General features: G+C 37.3%; 20 protein-coding genes. All 20 read left to right on the top strand.

What is annotated here, in order from left to right:
* The first annotated feature begins 104 nt into the window (after positions 1–104).
* The 20 genes from BLR36_RS17975 to BLR36_RS17880 all read left to right on the top strand — a co-directional run bounded on the left by BLR36_RS17975 (position 105) and on the right by BLR36_RS17880 (position 20,425).
* Positions 105–875 carry a TatD family hydrolase gene (locus BLR36_RS17975; protein ID WP_093063112.1) on the top strand — a complete coding sequence of 257 codons (771 nt, stop codon included), beginning with the start codon at positions 105–107 and terminating at the stop codon, positions 873–875.
* 81 nt (positions 876–956) lie between these two features.
* A complete protein-coding gene (locus BLR36_RS17970) occupies positions 957–2,168 on the top strand; it encodes a G5 and 3D domain-containing protein (protein WP_093063111.1) in 1,212 nt (403 codons plus the stop codon).
* An 85-nt stretch (positions 2,169–2,253) separates the two neighbouring features.
* Complete coding sequence (gene rnmV, locus BLR36_RS17965; RefSeq protein WP_093063110.1) at positions 2,254–2,814, top strand: ribonuclease M5; 561 nt, start codon at positions 2,254–2,256, stop codon at positions 2,812–2,814.
* Between the two features lie 3 nt (positions 2,815–2,817).
* A complete protein-coding gene (gene rsmA, locus BLR36_RS17960) occupies positions 2,818–3,696 on the top strand; it encodes a 16S rRNA (adenine(1518)-N(6)/adenine(1519)-N(6))-dimethyltransferase RsmA (RefSeq protein ID WP_093063109.1) in 879 nt (292 codons plus the stop codon).
* 153 nt (positions 3,697–3,849) lie between these two features.
* Entirely contained in the window at positions 3,850–4,113 is a 264-nt protein-coding gene (veg, locus tag BLR36_RS17955; protein WP_090570777.1) for a biofilm formation stimulator Veg, read from the top strand.
* Positions 4,114–4,245: 132 nt separating this feature from the next.
* The gene (locus BLR36_RS17950; RefSeq protein WP_093063108.1) at positions 4,246–4,419 is read left to right on the top strand and encodes a small, acid-soluble spore protein, alpha/beta type; all 174 of its coding nucleotides are present in this window, start codon (positions 4,246–4,248) and stop codon (positions 4,417–4,419) included.
* A gap of 556 nt (positions 4,420–4,975) precedes the next feature.
* Positions 4,976–5,842, top strand: a complete 867-nt coding sequence (ispE, locus tag BLR36_RS17945) for a 4-(cytidine 5'-diphospho)-2-C-methyl-D-erythritol kinase (RefSeq protein WP_093063107.1) — start codon at positions 4,976–4,978, stop codon at positions 5,840–5,842.
* A gap of 55 nt (positions 5,843–5,897) precedes the next feature.
* The gene (gene purR, locus BLR36_RS17940; RefSeq protein WP_093063106.1) at positions 5,898–6,749 is read left to right on the top strand and encodes a pur operon repressor; all 852 of its coding nucleotides are present in this window, start codon (positions 5,898–5,900) and stop codon (positions 6,747–6,749) included.
* Positions 6,727–7,098, top strand: coding sequence for a RidA family protein (locus BLR36_RS17935; protein WP_093063105.1), 372 nt, complete (start codon positions 6,727–6,729; stop codon positions 7,096–7,098). Before purR ends, BLR36_RS17935 begins: the two co-directional genes overlap by 23 nt.
* 188 nt (positions 7,099–7,286) lie before the next feature.
* Positions 7,287–7,574, top strand: a complete 288-nt coding sequence (gene spoVG, locus BLR36_RS17930; protein ID WP_093063104.1) for a septation regulator SpoVG — start codon at positions 7,287–7,289, stop codon at positions 7,572–7,574.
* 200 nt (positions 7,575–7,774) lie between these two features.
* Entirely contained in the window at positions 7,775–9,145 is a 1,371-nt protein-coding gene (gene glmU, locus BLR36_RS17925; protein ID WP_093063103.1) for a bifunctional UDP-N-acetylglucosamine diphosphorylase/glucosamine-1-phosphate N-acetyltransferase GlmU, read from the top strand.
* A 22-nt stretch (positions 9,146–9,167) separates the two neighbouring features.
* Positions 9,168–10,127, top strand: coding sequence for a ribose-phosphate diphosphokinase (locus BLR36_RS17920; protein WP_093063102.1), 960 nt, complete (start codon positions 9,168–9,170; stop codon positions 10,125–10,127).
* 75 nt (positions 10,128–10,202) lie between these two features.
* A complete protein-coding gene (locus BLR36_RS17915; protein ID WP_093063101.1) occupies positions 10,203–10,811 on the top strand; it encodes a 50S ribosomal protein L25/general stress protein Ctc in 609 nt (202 codons plus the stop codon).
* Between the two features lie 90 nt (positions 10,812–10,901).
* The gene (gene pth, locus BLR36_RS17910) at positions 10,902–11,465 is read left to right on the top strand and encodes an aminoacyl-tRNA hydrolase (protein ID WP_093063100.1); all 564 of its coding nucleotides are present in this window, start codon (positions 10,902–10,904) and stop codon (positions 11,463–11,465) included.
* Between the two features lie 42 nt (positions 11,466–11,507).
* A complete protein-coding gene (locus tag BLR36_RS17905) occupies positions 11,508–11,744 on the top strand; it encodes an anti-sigma-F factor Fin (protein WP_254771449.1) in 237 nt (78 codons plus the stop codon).
* Positions 11,745–11,802: 58 nt separating this feature from the next.
* On the top strand, positions 11,803–15,336 hold the full coding sequence (mfd, locus tag BLR36_RS17900) for a transcription-repair coupling factor (protein ID WP_093063099.1): 3,534 nt from the start codon (positions 11,803–11,805) through the stop codon (positions 15,334–15,336).
* Positions 15,337–15,422: 86 nt separating this feature from the next.
* Positions 15,423–15,959, top strand: coding sequence for a stage V sporulation protein T (spoVT, locus tag BLR36_RS17895; RefSeq protein ID WP_093063125.1), 537 nt, complete (start codon positions 15,423–15,425; stop codon positions 15,957–15,959).
* 1,086 nt (positions 15,960–17,045) lie between these two features.
* Positions 17,046–18,656 carry a putative polysaccharide biosynthesis protein gene (locus tag BLR36_RS17890; protein WP_093063098.1) on the top strand — a complete coding sequence of 537 codons (1,611 nt, stop codon included), beginning with the start codon at positions 17,046–17,048 and terminating at the stop codon, positions 18,654–18,656.
* 13 nt (positions 18,657–18,669) lie between these two features.
* Positions 18,670–20,127 (top strand): bifunctional methyltransferase/pyrophosphohydrolase YabN, encoded by a 1,458-nt coding sequence (gene mazG, locus BLR36_RS17885; protein ID WP_093063097.1) that lies wholly within the window; start codon positions 18,670–18,672, stop codon positions 20,125–20,127.
* 7 nt (positions 20,128–20,134) lie between these two features.
* Positions 20,135–20,425: an RNA-binding S4 domain-containing protein gene (locus BLR36_RS17880; protein ID WP_093063096.1), complete on the top strand. Its 291-nt coding sequence runs from the start codon at positions 20,135–20,137 to the stop codon at positions 20,423–20,425.
* The last annotated feature ends 168 nt before the right edge of the window (positions 20,426–20,593 follow it).

Genomic DNA, 20,593 nt, shown 5'->3' with positions numbered 1-20,593 from the left:
GTTATTTGAAACGGTATTATTATTGAATAAATTTGAACTAAGTATTTCTTAAATAGTATTGTAAATAATGTAATATAACTATCAAAAGGTAAGGAGGATTTAAAATGTTTATCGATACACATGTGCATTTAAATGCAGATCAGTATGAGGAAGATTTGCAGGAAGTTATTAATCGTGCCCTAGAAGCGAATGTAAAAAAAATGGTGGTTATTGGATTCGATCGAATTACAATTGAAAGAGCAATGAAACTTGTGGAGCAGTATTCTTTTCTCTATGCTGTAGTTGGTTGGCATCCTGTCGATGCAATTGATTGTACGGAAGAGGACTTGAAATGGATTGAGGAACTTGCTAAGCACGAAAAGGTAGTTGGTATAGGTGAAATGGGTCTTGACTATCATTGGGATAAGTCTCCTAAAGATGTTCAACAGGCATTGTTTAGAAAACAAATACGTTTAGCTCAAAAGGTTAATTTACCAATTATTATCCATAATCGAGATGCAACAGAAGATGTGATTCGTATTTTACGAGAGGAAGAAGCACATCTTACTGGGGGCATCATGCATTGTTATGGAGGAAGTGTAGAAACAGCAAAACAATGTATAGATATGAATTTTATGATTTCTCTTGGAGGACCTGTTACATTTAAAAATGCTAAGCGACCAAAAGAAGTAGCAACAGCGATTCCTTTAGAGTATTTACTAATTGAAACAGATGCACCGTATTTGGCTCCACACCCACATCGGGGTAAGAGAAATGAGCCAGCACTTGTGCCGCTTGTTGCGGAAGAAATAGCACGACTTAAAGGAATTACAATAGAAGAAGTGGCAGAAGCAACAACTAAAAATGCAGAAAAATTCTTTAAAATAACGGATTAAAAAGTGTTAGGAAAACCTAAATGGTTGACAAGCTCTTGAGGACTCTATATAATCACTTCAGTGAACAAGGAGGCGTTTTTCATGTCAAATAATTCCATGAAAAACCTGTTCTTTCATTCATTGAGGAGCAAGCAAACCTTAGTAAATGTTGTTTCTTTACTATTGTTTCTTGCAGTGGTTTCTTTCGTTTTATTCGAAGGAACAAAGAAAACTGTTGCTTTAACAGTTAACGGTGAACAACAAGAAATATTAACGCATGCAAATACAGTTGGCGAATTATTAGATGATCATCAAATAGTAGTAGCTAATGAAGACTTTTTACATCCCTCAGTGAACACTTCTATCGAAAATAATTTAACGATTGAGTGGGAGCAGGCAAGACAAATAGAAATCACAGTAGATGGAGAAGTTCAAACACTTTCAACTACTGATGACTTAGTTTCAGAAATACTGGCAAAGGCAAATGTATCAGTTACTGAACATGATGCTATAACACCTGCTGCAAATGCAGAGGTAGGACCCGAAAACAAAATTACTATTGAAAAAGCATTTGAAGTAACGCTTTTAGATGGTGTAGAAGAGAAGAAGCTATGGTCCACTTCGACTACGGTCGCTGACTTTTTAAAACAATATAACATTCAATTGAGTGAATTCGACCGAGTAGAACAGAAAATGGATGGGTTAGTAATCCCGAATTCTGAAATACAAGTAGTGCGAGTAGAAAAGGTCACCGATGTAGTTGAGGAAGAAACAAAATTTGCTGTAGAAACGAAAAAAGATGACTCGCTACTAAAAGGGAAAGAAAAAGTAGTACAAAACGGTGAAAATGGTACAGTTTCACGTACTTATGAAGTAGTTAAAGAAAATGGTAAAGAAGTATCTCGTAATATGGTGAGCGAGAAGACAGTAAAAAAACCAACCGAAAAAATTGTGGCAGTTGGAACGAAAGTCGTGACTGCTAGTGTTTCGCGCGGAACAAATTCTTCAGCAGCTCCAACAGGCGGAAAAGAATTTTATGTTACGGCAACAGCATACACTGCTTACTGTAATGGATGTTCTGGCGTAACGGCGACTGGCATAGACTTAAAATCTAATCCTAATTTGAAAGTTATAGCAGTTGATCCTAGTGTTATTCCACTGGGCTCAAAAGTATGGGTAGAGGGCTATGGTTATGCGGTAGCTGGCGATACTGGTGGTGCTATCAAGGGGAACAAAATTGATTTATTCGTGCCTTCTAAATCGCAGGCATATGACTTTGGACGCAAAAAAGTACGTGTGAAAGTACTGAACTAATTATATAGCTTTCCCTTTCGTTGATTGGGAGAGCTTTTTTGCGTTATGATAGAAATAGCAGATAGACAGAAAAGAGGAAAACTGGTTGCAAATAAAAGAAATAATAGTTGTTGAAGGAAAAGATGATACAACAGCCATAAAACGTTCTGTAGAAGCAGATACTATTGAAACGAATGGTTCAGCCATATCTAAAGAAACACTGATGAAAATTCAGCATGCGCAGGATAAACGTGGAGTTATTGTTTTTACTGATCCAGATTATCCCGGAAGACGTATCCGTGCTATTATCGAAGAACAGGTTCCAGGTGTGAAACACGCATTTTTGTCGAAAGAAAAAACAATTGCCAAAAACGGAAAAGGCTTAGGGATTGAGCACGCAAAGGACGAAGATATTCGCGCTGCTCTTTCTAATGTTTATACCCCAAAATTGGATAAAGAAACGTTTTCTGAAATACCACTATCAATATTAGTGGATGGACAATTAATAGGTCATCCCAATTCGAAAGCAAGAAGAAGCCGATTAGGTGAAATATTGAAAATTGGATACACTAATGGAAAACAGCTACAAAAAAGACTATCCATTTTTCAAATTAGCCAACAGCAAGTCGAAGAAGCGATTGCACAACTCAATATGGAGGAAAAATAATATATGCAAAAAGATATAGCAACACCAATTAGAACACAAGAGATATTAAAGAAGTATGGGTTCTCATTCAAAAAAAGCTTAGGCCAAAATTTTTTAATTGACCCGAATATCTTACGTAATATTGTAAGTCACGCTGATCTCACAAAGGATTCTGCTGCAATTGAAATTGGACCGGGTATTGGGGCATTAACGGAGCATTTAGCAAGAACTGCAGGTAAAGTTGTTGCCTTTGAAATTGACCAAAGACTGTTGCCAGTATTAGCGGATACGTTATCGCCATATGATAATGTAGAAATTATTCATGCTGATATTTTAGAAGCTAATGTGCAACAAATATTTGCTAATCAGCTGCAGAACTATAAGGATGTTATGGTTGTTGCTAATTTACCTTACTATGTAACGACTCCAATATTGTTGAAACTATTAATGGATCGTCTTCCTATTCGTGGGATGGTTGTCATGATGCAAAAAGAGGTTGCAGATCGAATCACTGCAATACCAGGAACGAAAGCGTATGGATCTTTGTCTATAGCTATTCAGTACTATATGGAAGCGGAAATAGCGATGATCGTTCCTAAAGCGGTATTTATGCCACAACCAAATGTAGATTCAGCAGTTATTAAGCTTACTCGTCGTGAAGTACCACCAATTGAAGTGATTGATGAGGAATTCTTATTTAAAGTTTCTCGTGGTTCTTTTGTTCAACGCAGAAAAACGATTATTAATAATCTACAATCATCCCTACCAAACGGAAAAGCAAAGAAGGATCTTATCATTCAAGCTTTAGAAAAAATAGGTGTAGATCCAACAAGACGTGGTGAAACTTTAAGTATTGAAGAGTTTGGAAAACTATCCAATGAACTATACGAGGAGTTTCATTAATCATACTTGTTACAAAATAAGTAATATTTATAAAAAATTCAGTATGGCTGGAAAATAAAAACGTTGACAACTATATAGGATGATTGTTAAAATATTTTGTTTGACAAAAATTAAAAACGATGGTATGATAGTAATCAGTGAGGTGTATGCGAAATGCCAAAAACTTTAGCTGATATTAAGAAGTCATTAGATCATCATTTAGGCAAACGTTTGCAATTAAAAGCAAACGGAGGACGTAAGAAAACAATTGAGCGTGCTGGTGTACTTAGAGAGACATATCATGCAGTATTTGTTATCGATTTGGATCAAGATGAAAACTCTTTTGAACGTGTATCTTATAGTTATGCAGATGTTTTGACCGAAGCAGTAGAAATCACTATTTTTGACGAAGCAAATAATTTAATAGTTGTAAAATGATTTTTTAGAACTTTTATTTTTTTATTTTTATTTTTTAAAAACCTCTTTTCTATTTTATTAAATGGAAAAGGGGTTTTCTTTTGTTTTGCGGACATACTATAAAAGCTAGTTGTTCCAAAGGAGGATTCACCTATGTCTAGAAAAGGTATAATGTCTAAAGAATTAAAAGAAGAGATAGCCAAAGATCTTGGATTTTATGATGTAGTCAAAACCGAGGGCTGGGGAGGAATTAAATCACGTGATGCAGGTAATATGGTAAAACGAGCAATTGAAATGGCTGAACAGCAAATGAAATCACCAAAGTAAATAAGCTGAGCTTGTACCGTAATAGTCAAAGTAGTAATGCTCACGAGAGACAAAACTAAAGAACAACTAGCAAATAGAAAAGGCGGAGCAATCCGCCTTTTTTTTAAAAGATAAAATACCTCGTGAACACTAAGGATAAAAAGGACCGGGCATATCTTTTGCTCGGTTTTCTTTATTCTAGGTATAGAAGTGGAGTATAGAGAAATAGTGAGTGTTATTCAATAAAAAAAAGAGGTGCAACCTGAAATTGTATCTTCGGATGCTTCTTCTCTTCTTCCCAAAACTGTATTAACCTAGTTCCTAAAGTGGAAGGAGAGCAACGAGATAAACCTGTCCGAAGCCAGCCGAAAACAATTTTGACCTTAAGATTACTTGCGCTTTTCTAAATATCTATGTGATGCTAGGGATGATAGAAAAAGTAGTCTCAAAGAACAGTAACATAGACTGGAAATAAGCTTTGTTTTTTTACTAAATAGGGAAGCTGAATCACACTTCCGCATTCCTTGTGCACTGTGGTAAAATAGGGGACAACATATTGGAGGAAAGGAGCAGATCAATGTATTACGTAAAAGCACCTGCTAAGATAAACCTGACACTAGATGTCCTACATAAGCGTCCAGACGGTTACCACGAAGTCGAAATGATCATGACAACAGTAGATTTAGCGGACCGTATTGGATTAGAAGTAAGAGAAGATGGAGCAATACATATATTATCTGTGGACCGCTTTGTTCCAAATGATCATCGGAATTTAGCATATCAAGCTGCAAAGATTCTAAAAGATACCTACCGAGTGGAAAAGGGAGTTTCTATTACTATCGAAAAGAATATTCCCGTAGCAGCTGGACTTGCTGGTGGTAGTAGTGACGCAGCGGCCACATTAAAAGGATTAAATATTATCTGGGAGTTAGGACTTACCTTGGATGAACTTGCTGAAATAGGTACGAAAATTGGTTCCGACGTGGCGTTTTGTGTATATGGAGGAACTGCATTGGCAACAGGTAGAGGAGAGAAGATACAAGAACTTCCTTCTCCGGCTAATTGTTGGATCATCCTTGCTAAGCCGACACTCGGCGTATCTACTGCCGATATATACGGTAACCTAAAAGTAAATGAAATAAAGCATCCAAATACTGCACAAATGATCGAATCTATTCAACAGAAAGACTTTGAACTAATGTGCGCTTCTGTTGGTAATGTGTTGGAGGATGTAACACTCAAACTGTATCCTGAGGTTGCTGGTTTAAAAGATCAGATGAAAAAATTCGGAGCGGACGCTGTATTGATGAGCGGAAGTGGTCCAACTGTGTTTGGAATAGTCGATCACGAGACAAGAGTCCAAAGAATATACAATGGTTTACGTGGATTCTGCGATGAGGTTTATGCAGTTCGTTTAATGGGGGATCGGGAACCACTTGCTTAAATCCGGATGTTTGTGTTAAGTTTTCTATAAAACATTCGTCTTTGGAGGTGAAAGTATGAAATGGAAAAGAAGTGAACGGCTTGTAGATATGACACAATATCTTATGGAGCATCCACATAAATTAATCCCTTTAACATTCTTTGCTTCTTTATATCAATCTGCTAAATCTTCCATAAGTGAGGATTTAACCATTGTTAAAGAAACATTTGAAGCAAGAGGCAAAGGTTTACTTGTAACTGTTCCAGGAGCAGCGGGAGGGGTCAAGTTCATCCCGACCATGACACAAGAGGATGTCTTAGTAATAGCAGAAGAATTGATGGCACAGCTCTCTAAAGTAGAAAGATTGTTACCTGGTGGCTATTTGTATATGACGGATCTACTAGGAAATCCATCATTGATGAACAAAATTGGTAAAGTATTCGCATCTGCATTTGCAGATGCAAAAATTGATGCCATTATGACGGTTGCTACTAAAGGTATACCAATCGCACATGCAATAGCGAGACATTTAAATGTTCCCGTGGTCATTGTACGGAGAGACAGTAAAGTAACGGAAGGCCCGACAGTAAGTATAAACTATGTATCGGGTTCTGCACGACGTATTCAGACGATGGTTCTTTCGAAAAGAAGTATGGAAAAAGGGCAGCGTGTTTTAATCACGGATGACTTCATGAAAGTCGGAGGAACCATTAATGGGATGAAGAGTCTATTAGAGGAATTCAATTGTGAGTTAGCAGGAATTGCTGTGCTAGTGGAGGCAGAGCATCAAGGAGAGCAATTGGTGAAAGATTATTTATCTTTAGTAAAGCTTCACGAGGTCAATGAAAAAGATGGTACAATTGCTTTAACACAAGGAAATTACTTTGAGAAAGGTGGCAAATTAGATGAAAGCAGTATCAACAACTAATGCACCAGCAGCAATCGGACCATACGTGCAAGGTATGATTGTAAATGGAATGTTTTACAGTTCAGGTCAAATCCCCTTAACTCCTGCGGGAGAAGTAGTGGAAGGCTCTATTACAGAACAGACTGCACAGGTTTTTGCTAACCTAGAGGCAGTACTGGAAGAAGCAGGCTCGTCTTTATCGCAAGTTGTAAAAACATTAGTCTTTTTAAAAGATATGAATGATTTTGCTGAATTTAACGAAGCCTACGACAAGCATTTTGGTGGTCATAAACCGGCTCGCTCTGCGGTAGAAGTTGCTAGATTACCAAAGGATGTAAAGGTAGAAATCGAAGTAATTGCAGTCGTGTAAAATAGATAGAAGGGTGTTTTCTTCGGAGAACTCCTTTTTTTGTTCCATAATAGCTTATGATTTTTAGTAGTTAATAAAGATTGTTTAAAATATTGAAAATATTATTGTTTAAGAGAAGGATTTTAGAAGTTTTTGTGGAATAACAAATAGATAGAGATAAAGCAACTATGAAAAGGGGTGTTAATAGAATGGAAATAACAGACGTAAGGTTACGTAAAGTAGTTACTGATGGTCGTATGCGAGCAATCGCTTCTATAACGTTGGACAACGAGTTTGTTGTGCATGATATTCGAGTAATAGACGGAAACAATGGGTTGTTTGTAGCGATGCCTAGCAAAAGAACGACAGAAGGTGAATTTAGAGATATTGCTCATCCGATTAACGTTGGAACGCGAACAAAGATTCAGGATGCAATCCTTTATGCTTATCATTTAAGTAGTGAGCTTGAAGATAAAATTGGAGAACCAACAGCATAAAAAAAGGTAAAAACCATTTCTTTATAGGAGATGGTTTTTTGTTATTTTCCTTGAACTTTAATAAATTCGCCGATTATTTAAGAAATTCAACTATATTACTTGGTTTGTCATGTATTTGTCAAGAGATATTTCCTTGAAATCTTGCTTCATTTCGGCTATAGTCAAAAGAGTAAATTAGCCCACTGGAGGGAACTTGAAAAATGACAAATACATATGCTGTCGTATTAGCAGCCGGTAAAGGTACACGTATGAAGTCTAGTTTATATAAAGTATTACATCCTGTATGTGGCAAGCCGATGGTAGAACATGTTATAACAAACATGGAACAGCTTGGCGTAGAAAAAATCGTTACAATCGTAGGACATGGTGCCGAAGAAGTGCAGCGTGGACTAGGGACGAGAAGTGAATATGCCCTTCAGGAAGAACAGTTAGGAACAGCTCATGCAGTTTTACAGGCTGAGGAAGTACTAAAAGACTTAACTGGAACAACTATTGTTATCTGTGGAGACACGCCACTTATTACTCCAAAAACAATGAATGATTTGTTAGAACACCATAACGCAACGGGAGCAAAAGCAACTATTTTAACTGCGATTGCAGAAGATCCAACTGGTTACGGTAGAGTTATTCGTTCTGAGGACGGTAGTGTTAAAAGTATTGTAGAACAAAAAGATGCTTCTACAGAGGAGCAACTTGTCCGTGAGATTAACTCCGGGACATATTGCTTTGATAACGAAGCGCTATTTAGATCATTAAAGTTAGTGAATAATAATAATGCACAAGGTGAGTATTATTTGCCAGATGTCATTGAAATTTTACAAAAAGAAAACGAGATTATTTCAGCTTATGCAGCAAGGGAATTCGAAGAGATTTTAGGTGTGAACGATCGCATTGCTCTATCACAAGCAGAAGAGACTATGCGTTTACGTATTGCTCAGCATCATATGCGTGAAGGCGTCACTATCATCGATCCTAGAAATACATACATCAGCAGTGAAGCTGTTATTGGAGCAGATACAGTAATTCAACCTGGAGTAATCATTGAAGGAAAAACAACCATTGGCATGAATTGTACAATTGGACCGAATAGTCACATTGTATCTAGTGTTATTGGTGATGAAACAACTATACACTCGTCTGTTGTATTGTCCAGTGAAGTTGGAGACCATACGTCTATTGGTCCGTTTGCACATATTCGACCTCAATCCGATGTTGGAAACGATGTGAAAATAGGTAACTTTGTAGAAGTGAAAAAATCCACAGTAGGCAATGGTAGTAAGATCTCTCATTTAAGCTATATGGGTGACGCTTCAATTGGAACAAACGTCAATGTTGGTTGTGGAACAATTACAGTGAATTATGATGGAAAAAACAAATTTGTTACAACGATTGAAGATGATGCGTTTGTTGGTTGTAATTCTAACTTAATAGCACCAGTAACCATTGGCAAAAAAGCTTATGTGGCTGCTGGGTCAACCATTACAAAGGATGTACCCGGTGAAGCACTTGCAATTGGAAGAGCAAGACAAGAGAACAAAGATGGCTACGTGAACAAATTAAATTTAAAATAACCCAATATCCAGGAGGATTATCATGCCAGAACAATATGCAAATTCGAAGTTGAAAATTTTCACGCTAAATTCAAATAAGGAATTAGCTGAAGAAATCGCAAAAGAAGTAGGAGTTCCTCTAGGTAAAAGTACAGTTACTAGATTTAGTGATGGTGAAGTACAGATCAATATCGAAGAAAGTATTCGTGGCTGCGATGTATTCATCGTTCAATCAACTTCAGGTCCTGTAAACGAACATCTTATGGAATTATTAATAATGCTTGATGCACTAAAACGTGCCTCAGCTCGTACAATTAGTGTTGTAATCCCTTATTACGGATATGCACGTCAAGACAGAAAAGCACGTGCTCGTGAGCCAATCACAGCTAAACTTGTAGCAGATCTATTAACAACTGCAGGTGCAACACGTGCGATTGTACTTGATCTACATGCACCACAAATTCAAGGATTCTTTAATATTCCGATAGATCACTTAGTAGCAGCTCCAATTTTATCTGACTACTTCTTAGGTAAAAACTTTGATCCAGCAGAATTGGTAATTGTTTCTCCTGACCATGGTGGGGTAACTCGTGCTCGTAAAATGGCAGATCGCTTAAAAGCGCCAATCGCTATTATCGATAAACGTCGTCCACGTCCAAATGTGGCTGAGGTTATGAATATTGTAGGGAATGTAGAAGGAAAAACAGCTATTTTAATCGATGATATTATTGATACAGCTGGAACAATCTCTATCGCAGCGGCGGCATTGGTGGAAAGTGGTGCAAAAGAAGTCTATGCATGCTGTACGCACCCGGTATTATCGGGTCCAGCAATTGAACGTATTGATAACTCTGTTATTAAAGAGTTAGTAATTACAAACTCTATTCAATTAGCGGATGATAAAATGTCGCCTAAGATTAAAGAATTGTCAGTTGCAAAATTATTAGGTGATGCAATTGTAAGAGTTTTTGAAGAGAAATCAGTTAGCACATTATTTGATTGATCTATAAATGTTTGAATCCTGCTGAAGATGGGTATTTCTAGTTATAGAACGCACTTCGGGAGGATGGAGAACATTATGAGTACAGTAGTAAAAACACAAAAACGTAATAAAAAAGAGAACGCAAAACTTCGAAATAGCGGGTTTATCCCTGCGGTTGTATATGGTTTTGAAACAGAATCTCAGTCTATTGCTATCAACGAAAAGGATTTTACAAAAACACTTCGAGAAGTTGGTCGTAATGGTGTTATGAAGCTTGATGTTGATGGTAAATCCGTAAACGTCGTGTTGAGTGATTACCAGATGAATATTCTAAAAGGCCAAATGATTCATGCAGACTTTTTAGCGATCAATATGAAAGAAGAGTTAGAAGTAAGTGTTGCGATTAATGTAACTGGAGATTCGGTTGGTGTTTCAGAGGGTGGTATGCTTCAACAGCCAAATCGTGAAGTTACTATTACAGTGAAACCTTCCAATATTCCGGAAAGTATTGATATTGATGTGTCTGCCATGGCTATTGGAGATACATTGACTGTTGCAGATGTTAGAGATAAAGTAGATTATCCAATAACGAATGAAGATGACTTTACTTTGGTTACTGTATCAGCACCTCGAGTGGAAGAAGAAACTGAGGATACTGAATCAGAATCCGAGACAGAATCTGAAGAAACAAAAACAGAAGAATAACAAAACAAAAGAGGTTGTCGTCCAAAGGCAACCTCTTTTGTTTTAATATGGTAAAATTAATAAAAACATGGTTTAAAGGAATGGAATATGATGAAAATTATTGTTGGTCTCGGAAATCCTGGAAAACAATATGAAGCTACACGCCATAATATTGGGTTCCATGTCATCGATGAACTCTCTAAGCGATTAAAAATACCGCTTACACAGTCTAAATTTAATGGAATGTATGGCATTGGACTTATTGGCACTGAAAAAGTTATGCTGTTGAAGCCGTTAACCTATATGAATCTTTCGGGTGAATGTGTTATACCTATAATGGATTACTACGAAGTAAATGACGATGAAATAGTCGTTATTTATGATGACTTAGACTTACAGGTTGGAAAATTACGGCTACGCCAAAAAGGTAGTGCAGGTGGGCATAATGGCATTAAATCAATTATCCAGCACTTGGGTTCACAGGAATTTAATCGAATCCGAATTGGTGTGGATCGTCCTAAAAATGGCATGAAGGTACCGGATTACGTGCTCTCTAAATTTAGTGAGGATGAAAAAATAGATATAATTCAAGCCGTGAAGAATAGTGCAGACGCTTGCGAAGATTGGTTAACTAAAAAATTTCTAGATGTAATGAATACATATAACGGTGCATAAAAAGTGAACAAAAGGTCTATACTTCCTAAAAAGGAGGTTTTAATGGCCATGCCGATTCGTTATAAATGTCGCCATTGTGAAACAGAAATTGGGCAGTTGCCATTCGATAGCATAGATGACCAGTTTCTACAAAAACATGAGCTCACGCAAGAAGAACAACATATATATATTGTAAATGGAGCAGAGGGAGATTACACGGTGCAGTGTATTTGTGAAGAATGTCAGAATTCCCTTCAAACGTTTCCTAATTACTATGCGTTAAAAAAATGGATACAGTAGATGCTTTGGCACGATTTCGTGCACAAAGCCTTTTTCTGTTTAGATAGGGGGTACACAGATGGAAGCTTTAAATAATTTATTAATCGAAGATATACAAATACAAAAGTTAGTAAAAGAGTTAGAGAGTGGGAAGGACCAACAGTTAATAACTGGCCTTACTTCTAGTGCTAGAGCGGTATTCACCAATATGCTATATAAAAATCGACAGAGAGCTATATTAATCGTAACGCCTAACCTACTCCATGCTCAAAAACTTACAGAGGATTTAGTAAAACTAATCGGTGAGGACCTCGTGCGTTTATATCCTGCAGACGAGCTGATCGCAGCTGATATATCTATTACAAGTCCAGAACTTCGTGCGCAAAGACTAGAAGCGCTAGACCATATGTTAACGCATGATAATGGTGTGTATATTGTTCCTATTGCAGGTCTTAAAAAGCATATGCCTACCAAGAAAGACTGGCAAGCTAGTAGCATGTCTATCTCAGAAGGTGAAGAAATTAGTTTAGATTCCTTTTTGCAAAGATTAGTGAATATGGGATATGTTCGTCAGCCTATGGTTACTGCTCCAGGAGAGTTTGCTTTACGAGGTGGAATTATCGATATCTATCCACTCTATTTGGAAAATCCTATTCGTATCGAATTATTTGATACAGAAGTGGATTCTATCCGTACATTTTCAGCAGAAGATCAGCGTTCGTTAGAAAAAAGAAAAGATATAAGGATTCTACCAGCTACGGAATATGTACTGACTGAAGAGAAAAAGCTTCTGCTAGCTCATAAACTAGAAGAGGCATTGGCAGAAAGCTTGGAAAAAGTTAAAATCCCAGAAGTAAAAGATCTTTTCTATCAAAATATCCAACAAGATATCGAGTTGTTAAAGCAAGGTGAGCAACCAAAAGAGTATATGAAATATGTATCATTACTGGAAGAGAATAATAGTTTTTTAGGAAACTATTTCAATGAAAATGGAATGGTTTTATTTGACGAGCTTGGAAGAATTCAAGAAGTGACAGAGACACTAGAGAGAGAAGAAAATGATTGGATTCTTTCTTTGTTAGAAGAAGGAAAAACGGTACACCGTGTAAAACCTTCTTTTCAACTAAAGGAAATAATTCAAATGTTTTCTAACGAAAAATTATACTTTTCTCTGTTTTCTCGAACTTTTTCTGGAATTACGATTAAAAAAAATATTAGTTTTTCTTGTAAACCAATGCAAAACTTCCATGGGCAAATGCATTTATTGAAAAATGAAATAGAGCGATTTACGCAAGGGAAATTCCGCTTATTTATACTTGCTGATGGCAAAGATCGTGTTCAAAAAATACATGCAGTGCTAGAAGACTACGAGATTTCTACACAAATTGGTGCTTCCGAGGAAGATATGAAATCACCTGGCGTTTATATCATAGAAGGAGATTTAGAAGCTGGTTTTGAACTTCCACTACAAAGAATTGCAGTAATTAACGACTCTGAGCTGTTTAAACAAAAGCATAAGAAAAAAGCGAGAGCTCAAAAGGTAACGAATGCTGAGCGTATTAAAAGTTACTCCGAGATAAAACCAGGAGATAATGTTGTACATATACATCATGGTATTGGGAAATATATTGGCATTGAAACATTGCTTGTTAATGGAATTCATAAAGACTATCTTCATATTCGTTATCGTGGGGAGGATAAATTATTCGTTCCCGTCGATCAAATAGATCTAATTCAAAAATATGTTGCGTCTGGGGAAAAAGATCCAAAGCTTCACAAGTTGGGCGGAGCAGATTGGAAGAAAACTAAAACAAAGGTTTCAGCTGCAGTTCAAGACATTGCAGATGAGTTAATAAAGCTATATGCCAAACGAGAAGCAGAAGTCGGATATGCATTTGAACCTGATAGTGAGATGCAGCAGTCCTTTGAAGCAGCATTTCCTTATGAGGAAACCGAGGATCAACTACGTACTATTCTAGAAGTGAAAAAAGATATGGAAAAACCTCGACCAATGGATCGTCTTGTCTGTGGGGATGTAGGTTACGGTAAAACAGAAGTAGCAATACGAGCAGCATTTAAAGCTGTCATGGAAGGAAAGCAAGTTGCCTTTCTCTGTCCGACAACTATATTGGCTCAACAGCATTATGAAACTATGCTAGACCGCTTTCAAGACTTTCCAATTGAAGTGGGTCTCCTAAGTCGTTTCCGCAACAAAAAACAACAGATGGAAACGATTAATGGGCTGAAAAAAGGATTAGTTGATGTAGTAGTAGGTACACATAGAATTCTATCTAAAGATGTGGAGTACCACGATTTAGGCCTTTTAGTTGTAGATGAGGAACAACGATTTGGAGTAAAACATAAAGAACGGATCAAGCAGTTAAAGACAAATGTGGATGTTATGACGTTAACCGCTACTCCTATACCTCGAACATTACATATGTCGATGATTGGGGTACGTGATCTATCTGTTATTGAAACTCCTCCTAAAAACCGTTTTCCAGTTCAGACTTATGTGATGGAACAAAATGGTGCACTTGTCCGTGAAGCAATTGAAAGGGAGTTAGCACGTGGAGGACAGGCGTTTTATTTATACAATCGAGTAGAAGATATTACGAGGAAAGTGGATGAGATTCAAATGCTAGTTCCAACTGCAAGAGTTGGATTTGCGCATGGACAAATGACTGAAACAGAACTAGAGTCAATTATTATCAGCTTTATAGAAGGTGAATACGACGTTTTAGTTACTACGACTATTATTGAAACAGGTATTGATATTCCTAACGTTAATACACTTATTATTCAAGATGCTGATAAAATGGGACTTTCACAATTGTATCAATTACGAGGTCGTGTAGGGAGGTCCAATCGTGTTGCTTACGCTTACTTAATGCATCAACGAGACAAGGTGTTAACAGATGTGGCAGAAAAACGATTGCAGGCAGTAAAAGAATTTACAGAGCTTGGTTCGGGTTTCAAAATTGCAATGCGCGACCTGTCTATTCGAGGTGCAGGTAACTTATTAGGCTCGCAGCAGCATGGATTTATAGACTCAGTCGGATTTGATCTTTATACGCAAATGCTGGAAGATGCAATTGCGGAAAAACGTACTGGTATTAAAAAAGAGGATTTGCCAGAAATAGAGATTGCGTTATCCACGGATGCCTATATTTCAGATGAATATATTCCCGATGGCTATCAAAAGATTCAAATGTACAAACGTGTCAAAGCGATGGATAAAGAAGAGGAGTATTTCGATCTCATAGATGAATTACAGGACCGATTTGGAGATATACCTCTCGAAGCGGAAAAATTGCTACGTATTGCACGTATGAAAATTTGGGGAATTGCGGTAGGTGTAGTGTCTATTAAGGAAACAAATAAAATAATTTCGATTACTTTAAGTGCAGAAGGTACAAAGGCTATTAATGGAGCAAAGCTTGTAGAAGAATCTATGAAATACGGACGTGCAGTTGGCTTTAATATGGACAACGGCAGTCTAGTACTGACAATTGATGAACGTAAAACAGGAAAATTTGATCCATTTGATGTATTAGAAGAGATGATGAGATTATTGCCCGAATCTAAAAAAGAAATAGCAGACGTCAAATAGCTCTTTGCATATTTTTTGGTAATATGATGCATACTATGGCAGAAATGAAATTTAATTTCCAATCTGTCGAAAGTGAGGCATATTACATGAAAGCAACAGGCATCGTACGTCGTATTGATGATTTAGGTAGAGTGGTAATTCCGAAAGAAATACGTCGAACCCTTCGAATCCGAGAAGGAGATCCATTGGAAATTTTTACGGATAGAGAAGGAGAAGTAATCTTAAAAAAATATTCACCTATTAGTGAGCTTGGAGATTTTGCAAAGGAATATGCGGATACTTTGTACGAGACTTTAGGAACCCCAGTGTTAATAAGTGACCGTGATGAAATGATTGCAGCAGCAGGACTTTCAAAGAAGGATTACTTGAATCGTAGACTAAGCCCAGGTGTTGAAGACATGATTGGTCAGCGCTCCATTGTAATGGAAAAACATGAAAATTCGGTTGAATGGATTCCAGGAGTAGTTGAAACAGTAAAATCCTATTGTATAGCACCTATTATTGCTTCAGGAGATCCAATCGGAGCTGTATTCATCATTTCGAAGGTGCACTTTATTGGAGAATCTGAACTAAAGGCAATTGAAACTGCAGCAAATTTTCTGGCAAAACAAATGGAAAGTTGAAAAGAGATTGGAACAAAACTTCCTTTCAAAACGATAACCCCGAAAATTTTACGAATAGTAAAGTTTTCGGGGTTTTCTTTGGCAAAATTATCAGATCCAGAGATGAGAGCAAGTAAAAATAATTATTGGTTTCTTTCTGCATTTCTTTTTCAGAGATTTCACATTAAACGGGCAACTTCACATTTCAAGTATTGTCTAGAAGAATAAATAAAAAATACTATTGATTTCCGTTACAGGTGGACGCGTTTCCCTGGGTGAGTGATGAGATATCACCGTCGCGTGCGCGCCGATGTGATAGCTCATTTGTCTCACGCATCCCGCTGAAGTCGCCACCTTTCACTACAATCAATTAAATGTGTAGTTCTCCTTAAATAGATTAGGCATAGCTTATCACCTAAGATGATGAGATTAGATAAAGTATAGGTTGGTAAAAGTCCACTTTTGAACTAGAAGTAGTATTATTTATTCTTTAATGAAGAAATACTAAAATTAGTAGATTTTTTTCTGCTACGGGAATAAAAAGAAATAGTAAGTGTTCACTATATAAAGAAACGGAATATCGAACGAAATTGTATCTTTGAGAGCATCCTATATTATTAGGAAAGTACTTTTCTCTAGTTATCCCAAAATGCCCCTATCTGTTTCTAAAAGTTGTTGAAGGGGGACGGATAAGCAAACTCCATAAGATTACCGAAAATTAGGGATGCTGGTTGGTTGTGACGGATGTCATAACCAACCAGCATCCCTAAAAATTCACTCCGTAATCATATAACTAAACGTCTGTCCAAAGCCCTTCGAAAACGATAGAAACAGGTTTTGATCTTAAAGGACCGGTCGTTTTTTGCGTGGCTCTTCACAATGCTTTACCCTAATTCTTCCAACGCTTTTCGGGGCTAACATAGGCGCTTCCGCATTTCTGGTATTGTCCAGACTTCAGGCGGCAGTTGTTCGAGTCGCTTCAGGATTTCAGTAAAGGCAAAGTACGCCTTTCCCTGAAATCCTTCCAGCGCTTTTCACAACTAAACGGGCGCCTTGCGCATTTCTTCGGTATAATATTCCTATCGTATAATGGGAGTAGGATTGGTTATGGCGAATGAGTGGAATATGAAAACTTATATGAAAGGTGCAGCTATGCTGACGGTCGCCGCTATTATCGTTAAGCTACTTAGTGCTGTGTACCGTGTGCCATTTCAAAATTTGGTCGGAGATGAAGGATTTTATATTTACCAACAGGTATATCCGTTCATTGGTATTATTACTACTTGGACTTCGTTTGGCTTTGCCGTAGCTTTGTCTAAAGTTTTATCGGATTATAAAGCACTTGGAAAAGATTATGCAATTCCAAGGATAAAGCAAATTGCTTTTTATTATATTGGATTTATTTCTATTTTATTTTTTATTTTATTGTTTATGGGTGCTGGATTCTTAGCAAAAGCAATGGGAGATGCAAATCTTGCTCAGCTATTAAAAGCTGGTTCATTCGTCATATTATTGATGCCAATGCTTGCTGTATTAAAGGGAGATTTTCAATCGGATGGTCGGATGCAGCCAGTCGCCTATGCACAGGTCGTGGAGCAGACAGTTCGAGTTTTTGTCATCCTATTTGGTACATGGCTTATCGTTTCTACTAGTTTTGATCTGTATAAGGCAGGAAGTATGGCTATGTATGGTGCAGTGGCAGGAGAACTTGCTGGCGTCCTACTGCTATCCTTTATTTATTGGAAATCCATGAAGCGGTCAAAGACAGGGGAAATCCAACAAGATATAGCTGTGTGGCCAATAGTAAAGAGTTTAACAATGATAAGTATAAGTGCTAGTATAAGTGCTCTATTGTTCCTACTTTTTCAACTGGTCGATTCGTTTACAGTCTTCCAAACGCTTATAGAAAGTGGGATGGAGAGACAGCAGGCAATGGAGAAAAAAGGTGTCTATGATCGAGGGCAACCGCTCGTTCAATTAGGAATTGTTATAGCTTCTACACTTTCCTTGGCGATTGTTCCGCTAGTAGCACATCGGATGAGTAAAGGTTCAGGTAGAACTGCAGTGCCGTTCATGCAACTCACCTATCGTGTAGCATTTACCTTTGGAATTGCCGCAGCGATGGGACTAATCGTGGTTCTTCCATATGTGAATGAAATGCTATTTCAAACAAAGGAAGAATCTACGACACTAATGGTTTTTTCTTTCCAAATCGTCTGGATGTCTTTAATCCTTACGTTAATGGCTATGCTACAGGGCAGTGGAAAGGTGAAAGTGCCTACGCTATTCTTGTTGCTCGGGGTTTTGTGTAAGTGGCTATTAAATAGTTTACTCGTCCCTACCTATGGGGTATTAGGTGCAGCTATCTCAGGAAATATGAGTTTAGCAATTATCTATGTGTTGATGTGTTATTATTTTAAAAAGACTTGGAATATCCAATTTGCTCCTGCAGTTTTCTATAAAGGGATTATAAGTGCCTCCATTTTGATGATAGTATGCGTGGTTTCTTATGTAATATTGGGAGATGCAGTGTTATTCGATCAACTTTCTAGTAGAATTCAATCGATTGTAATTTCGCTAACCGCGGTTATGCTCGGTGCTACTATTTTTTTAGTAAGTATAGCAAAAAAACGTGTAATAGCAGAGAAAGAGTGGTTTTTGTTGCCGTTTGGTAGAAGGATGGCCACTTTTCAGCTTTGGTTAAATAAAGAAAAGTAAGGTTGTGAGCATAATGAATGAAATTACGATAATTGGCCTTGGAGCAGGTGATTTAGATCAGCTGCCATTAGGTATATATAAAAAGTTGAAAGCAGCTAAGTATTTATACGTTCGAACAGAGCAGCACCCTGTTTTGGATGAATTAAAAGCAGAAGGACTTACCTTTACAGGTTTCGATGACGTGTATGAGAATAATGAACAATTCGAAGGTGTCTATGAAGAGATTGTCAAACAGCTTCTAGATTTGGCGAAGAAACAGTCGATTATATATGCAGTACCTGGGCATCCGTTAGTTGCCGAACTAACAGTTCAACTATTAATCGAAGCAGACAGACAAGGACAAGTTAAAATCCATATAGAAGGTGGACAAAGTTTCTTAGATCCTATTTTTGGTGCTTTACGAATTGACCCGATTGAAGGATTTCAATTACTTGACGGTACTAGCTTTAAACGCGATGAAGTTCAAATGAATGCGCATGTGCTTATTGGCCAAGTATATGATGCATTTAGTGCATCTGAAGTAAAGTTAACCCTTATGGAAAAATATCCAGATGATTATGAGGTAACAATTGTCACTGCTGCGGGATCCGCCGCAGAAAATTTAACAAAGGTACCACTATTCGAATTGGACCGAGTGATGAAGTTAGATAATTTAACTACACTATACGTTCCGCCGATTCATGAAAAAGAAAATCGCTTAAAAGAGTGGCAAACACTTCGTCAAATTGTAGCGGATCTACGTGGTCCTAATGGATGTCCATGGGATAAGGAACAAACACATACAACCTTAAAGAAATATGCCGTAGAAGAGGTCTATGAGCTTCTCCAAGCGATTGACGAAGAAGATGATGACCATATCGTGGAAGAGTTAGGAGACGTTCTGTTACAAGTATTCCTACATGCTCAAATAGGAGAAGATAACGGATACTTTAGTATGGAAGATGTATTAAACTCTATTGCAGACAAAATGATTCGTAGACACCCTCATGTATTCGGTAGTGTAAAAGCAGATAGCACAGAGGACGTTCTACGTAATTGGCAACAAATAAAGTCTGAAGAAAATAGAGATTCTGGGGATTCCTTATTAGAAGGTGAAATGCGCGCAGATTCATCTCTACTTACTTCTTTTAATTACCAAAAGAAAGTTGCGAAAGTTGGTTTTGATTGGCCAGACGTATCTGGAGCTTGGGAAAAGTTCGAAGAAGAACTAGCTGAGTGGAAGACGGAATTAGCAGAAGGTACAAAGGAATCTCAAGTAGATGAATTAGGTGATGTGTTATTTACTATTGTAAATTTAGCACGTTTTTATCAGCTATCTCCGGAGCAGGCAATGATTCAGGCCAATAAGAAATTTAAAAGTAGGTTTCAATTTATAGAACAAAGTGTAAAAGATGATAAAGGAGACTTTTCTCATTACACTTTAGAGGAGCTAGACCAATTTTGGAAAGATGCAAAAAAATTAGAGGGGTAGTGGCAAAATGAGATTAGACAAATATTTAAAGGTATCCAGACTTATAAAGCGTAGAACATTAGCTAAAGAAGTAGCTGACCAAGGTAGAATAACCATAAATGGCAAAGTAGCAAAGGCGAGCTCTGACGTGAAAGCCGGAGATGAACTGTCAATCAGATTTGGTCAAAAAGTAGTAACAGCAACGGTTGATGCGGTTAGAGACTCTGCGAAAAAAGAAGAGGCTTCATTAATGTTCACGATTACTAAAGAAGAGAGATTAGAAAAAGTAGATCCAGAATTTATTGATGATGAAGATTAAAAATAAAAACGAGCATAAATACGCCTGATCCTTTCAGGTCAAAACCTTTTCATATTGTTTTCTAAGCGCTTTGGACAGGTAGGCTGCTACATTATTACCGAAAGAATTTTTAAAGAGACTGGTCGTGAATGACGTCACGACCAGTCTCTTCTTTTATCGGTAATTTTA

Origin of the sequence: Psychrobacillus sp. OK028 (assembly GCF_900103605.1) — a bacterium.
Lineage (GTDB): Bacteria > Bacillota > Bacilli > Bacillales_A > Planococcaceae > Psychrobacillus.
The sequence above is the reverse complement of the archived record's forward strand: the minus strand, read 5'-3'. Positions and strand labels throughout refer to the sequence as shown.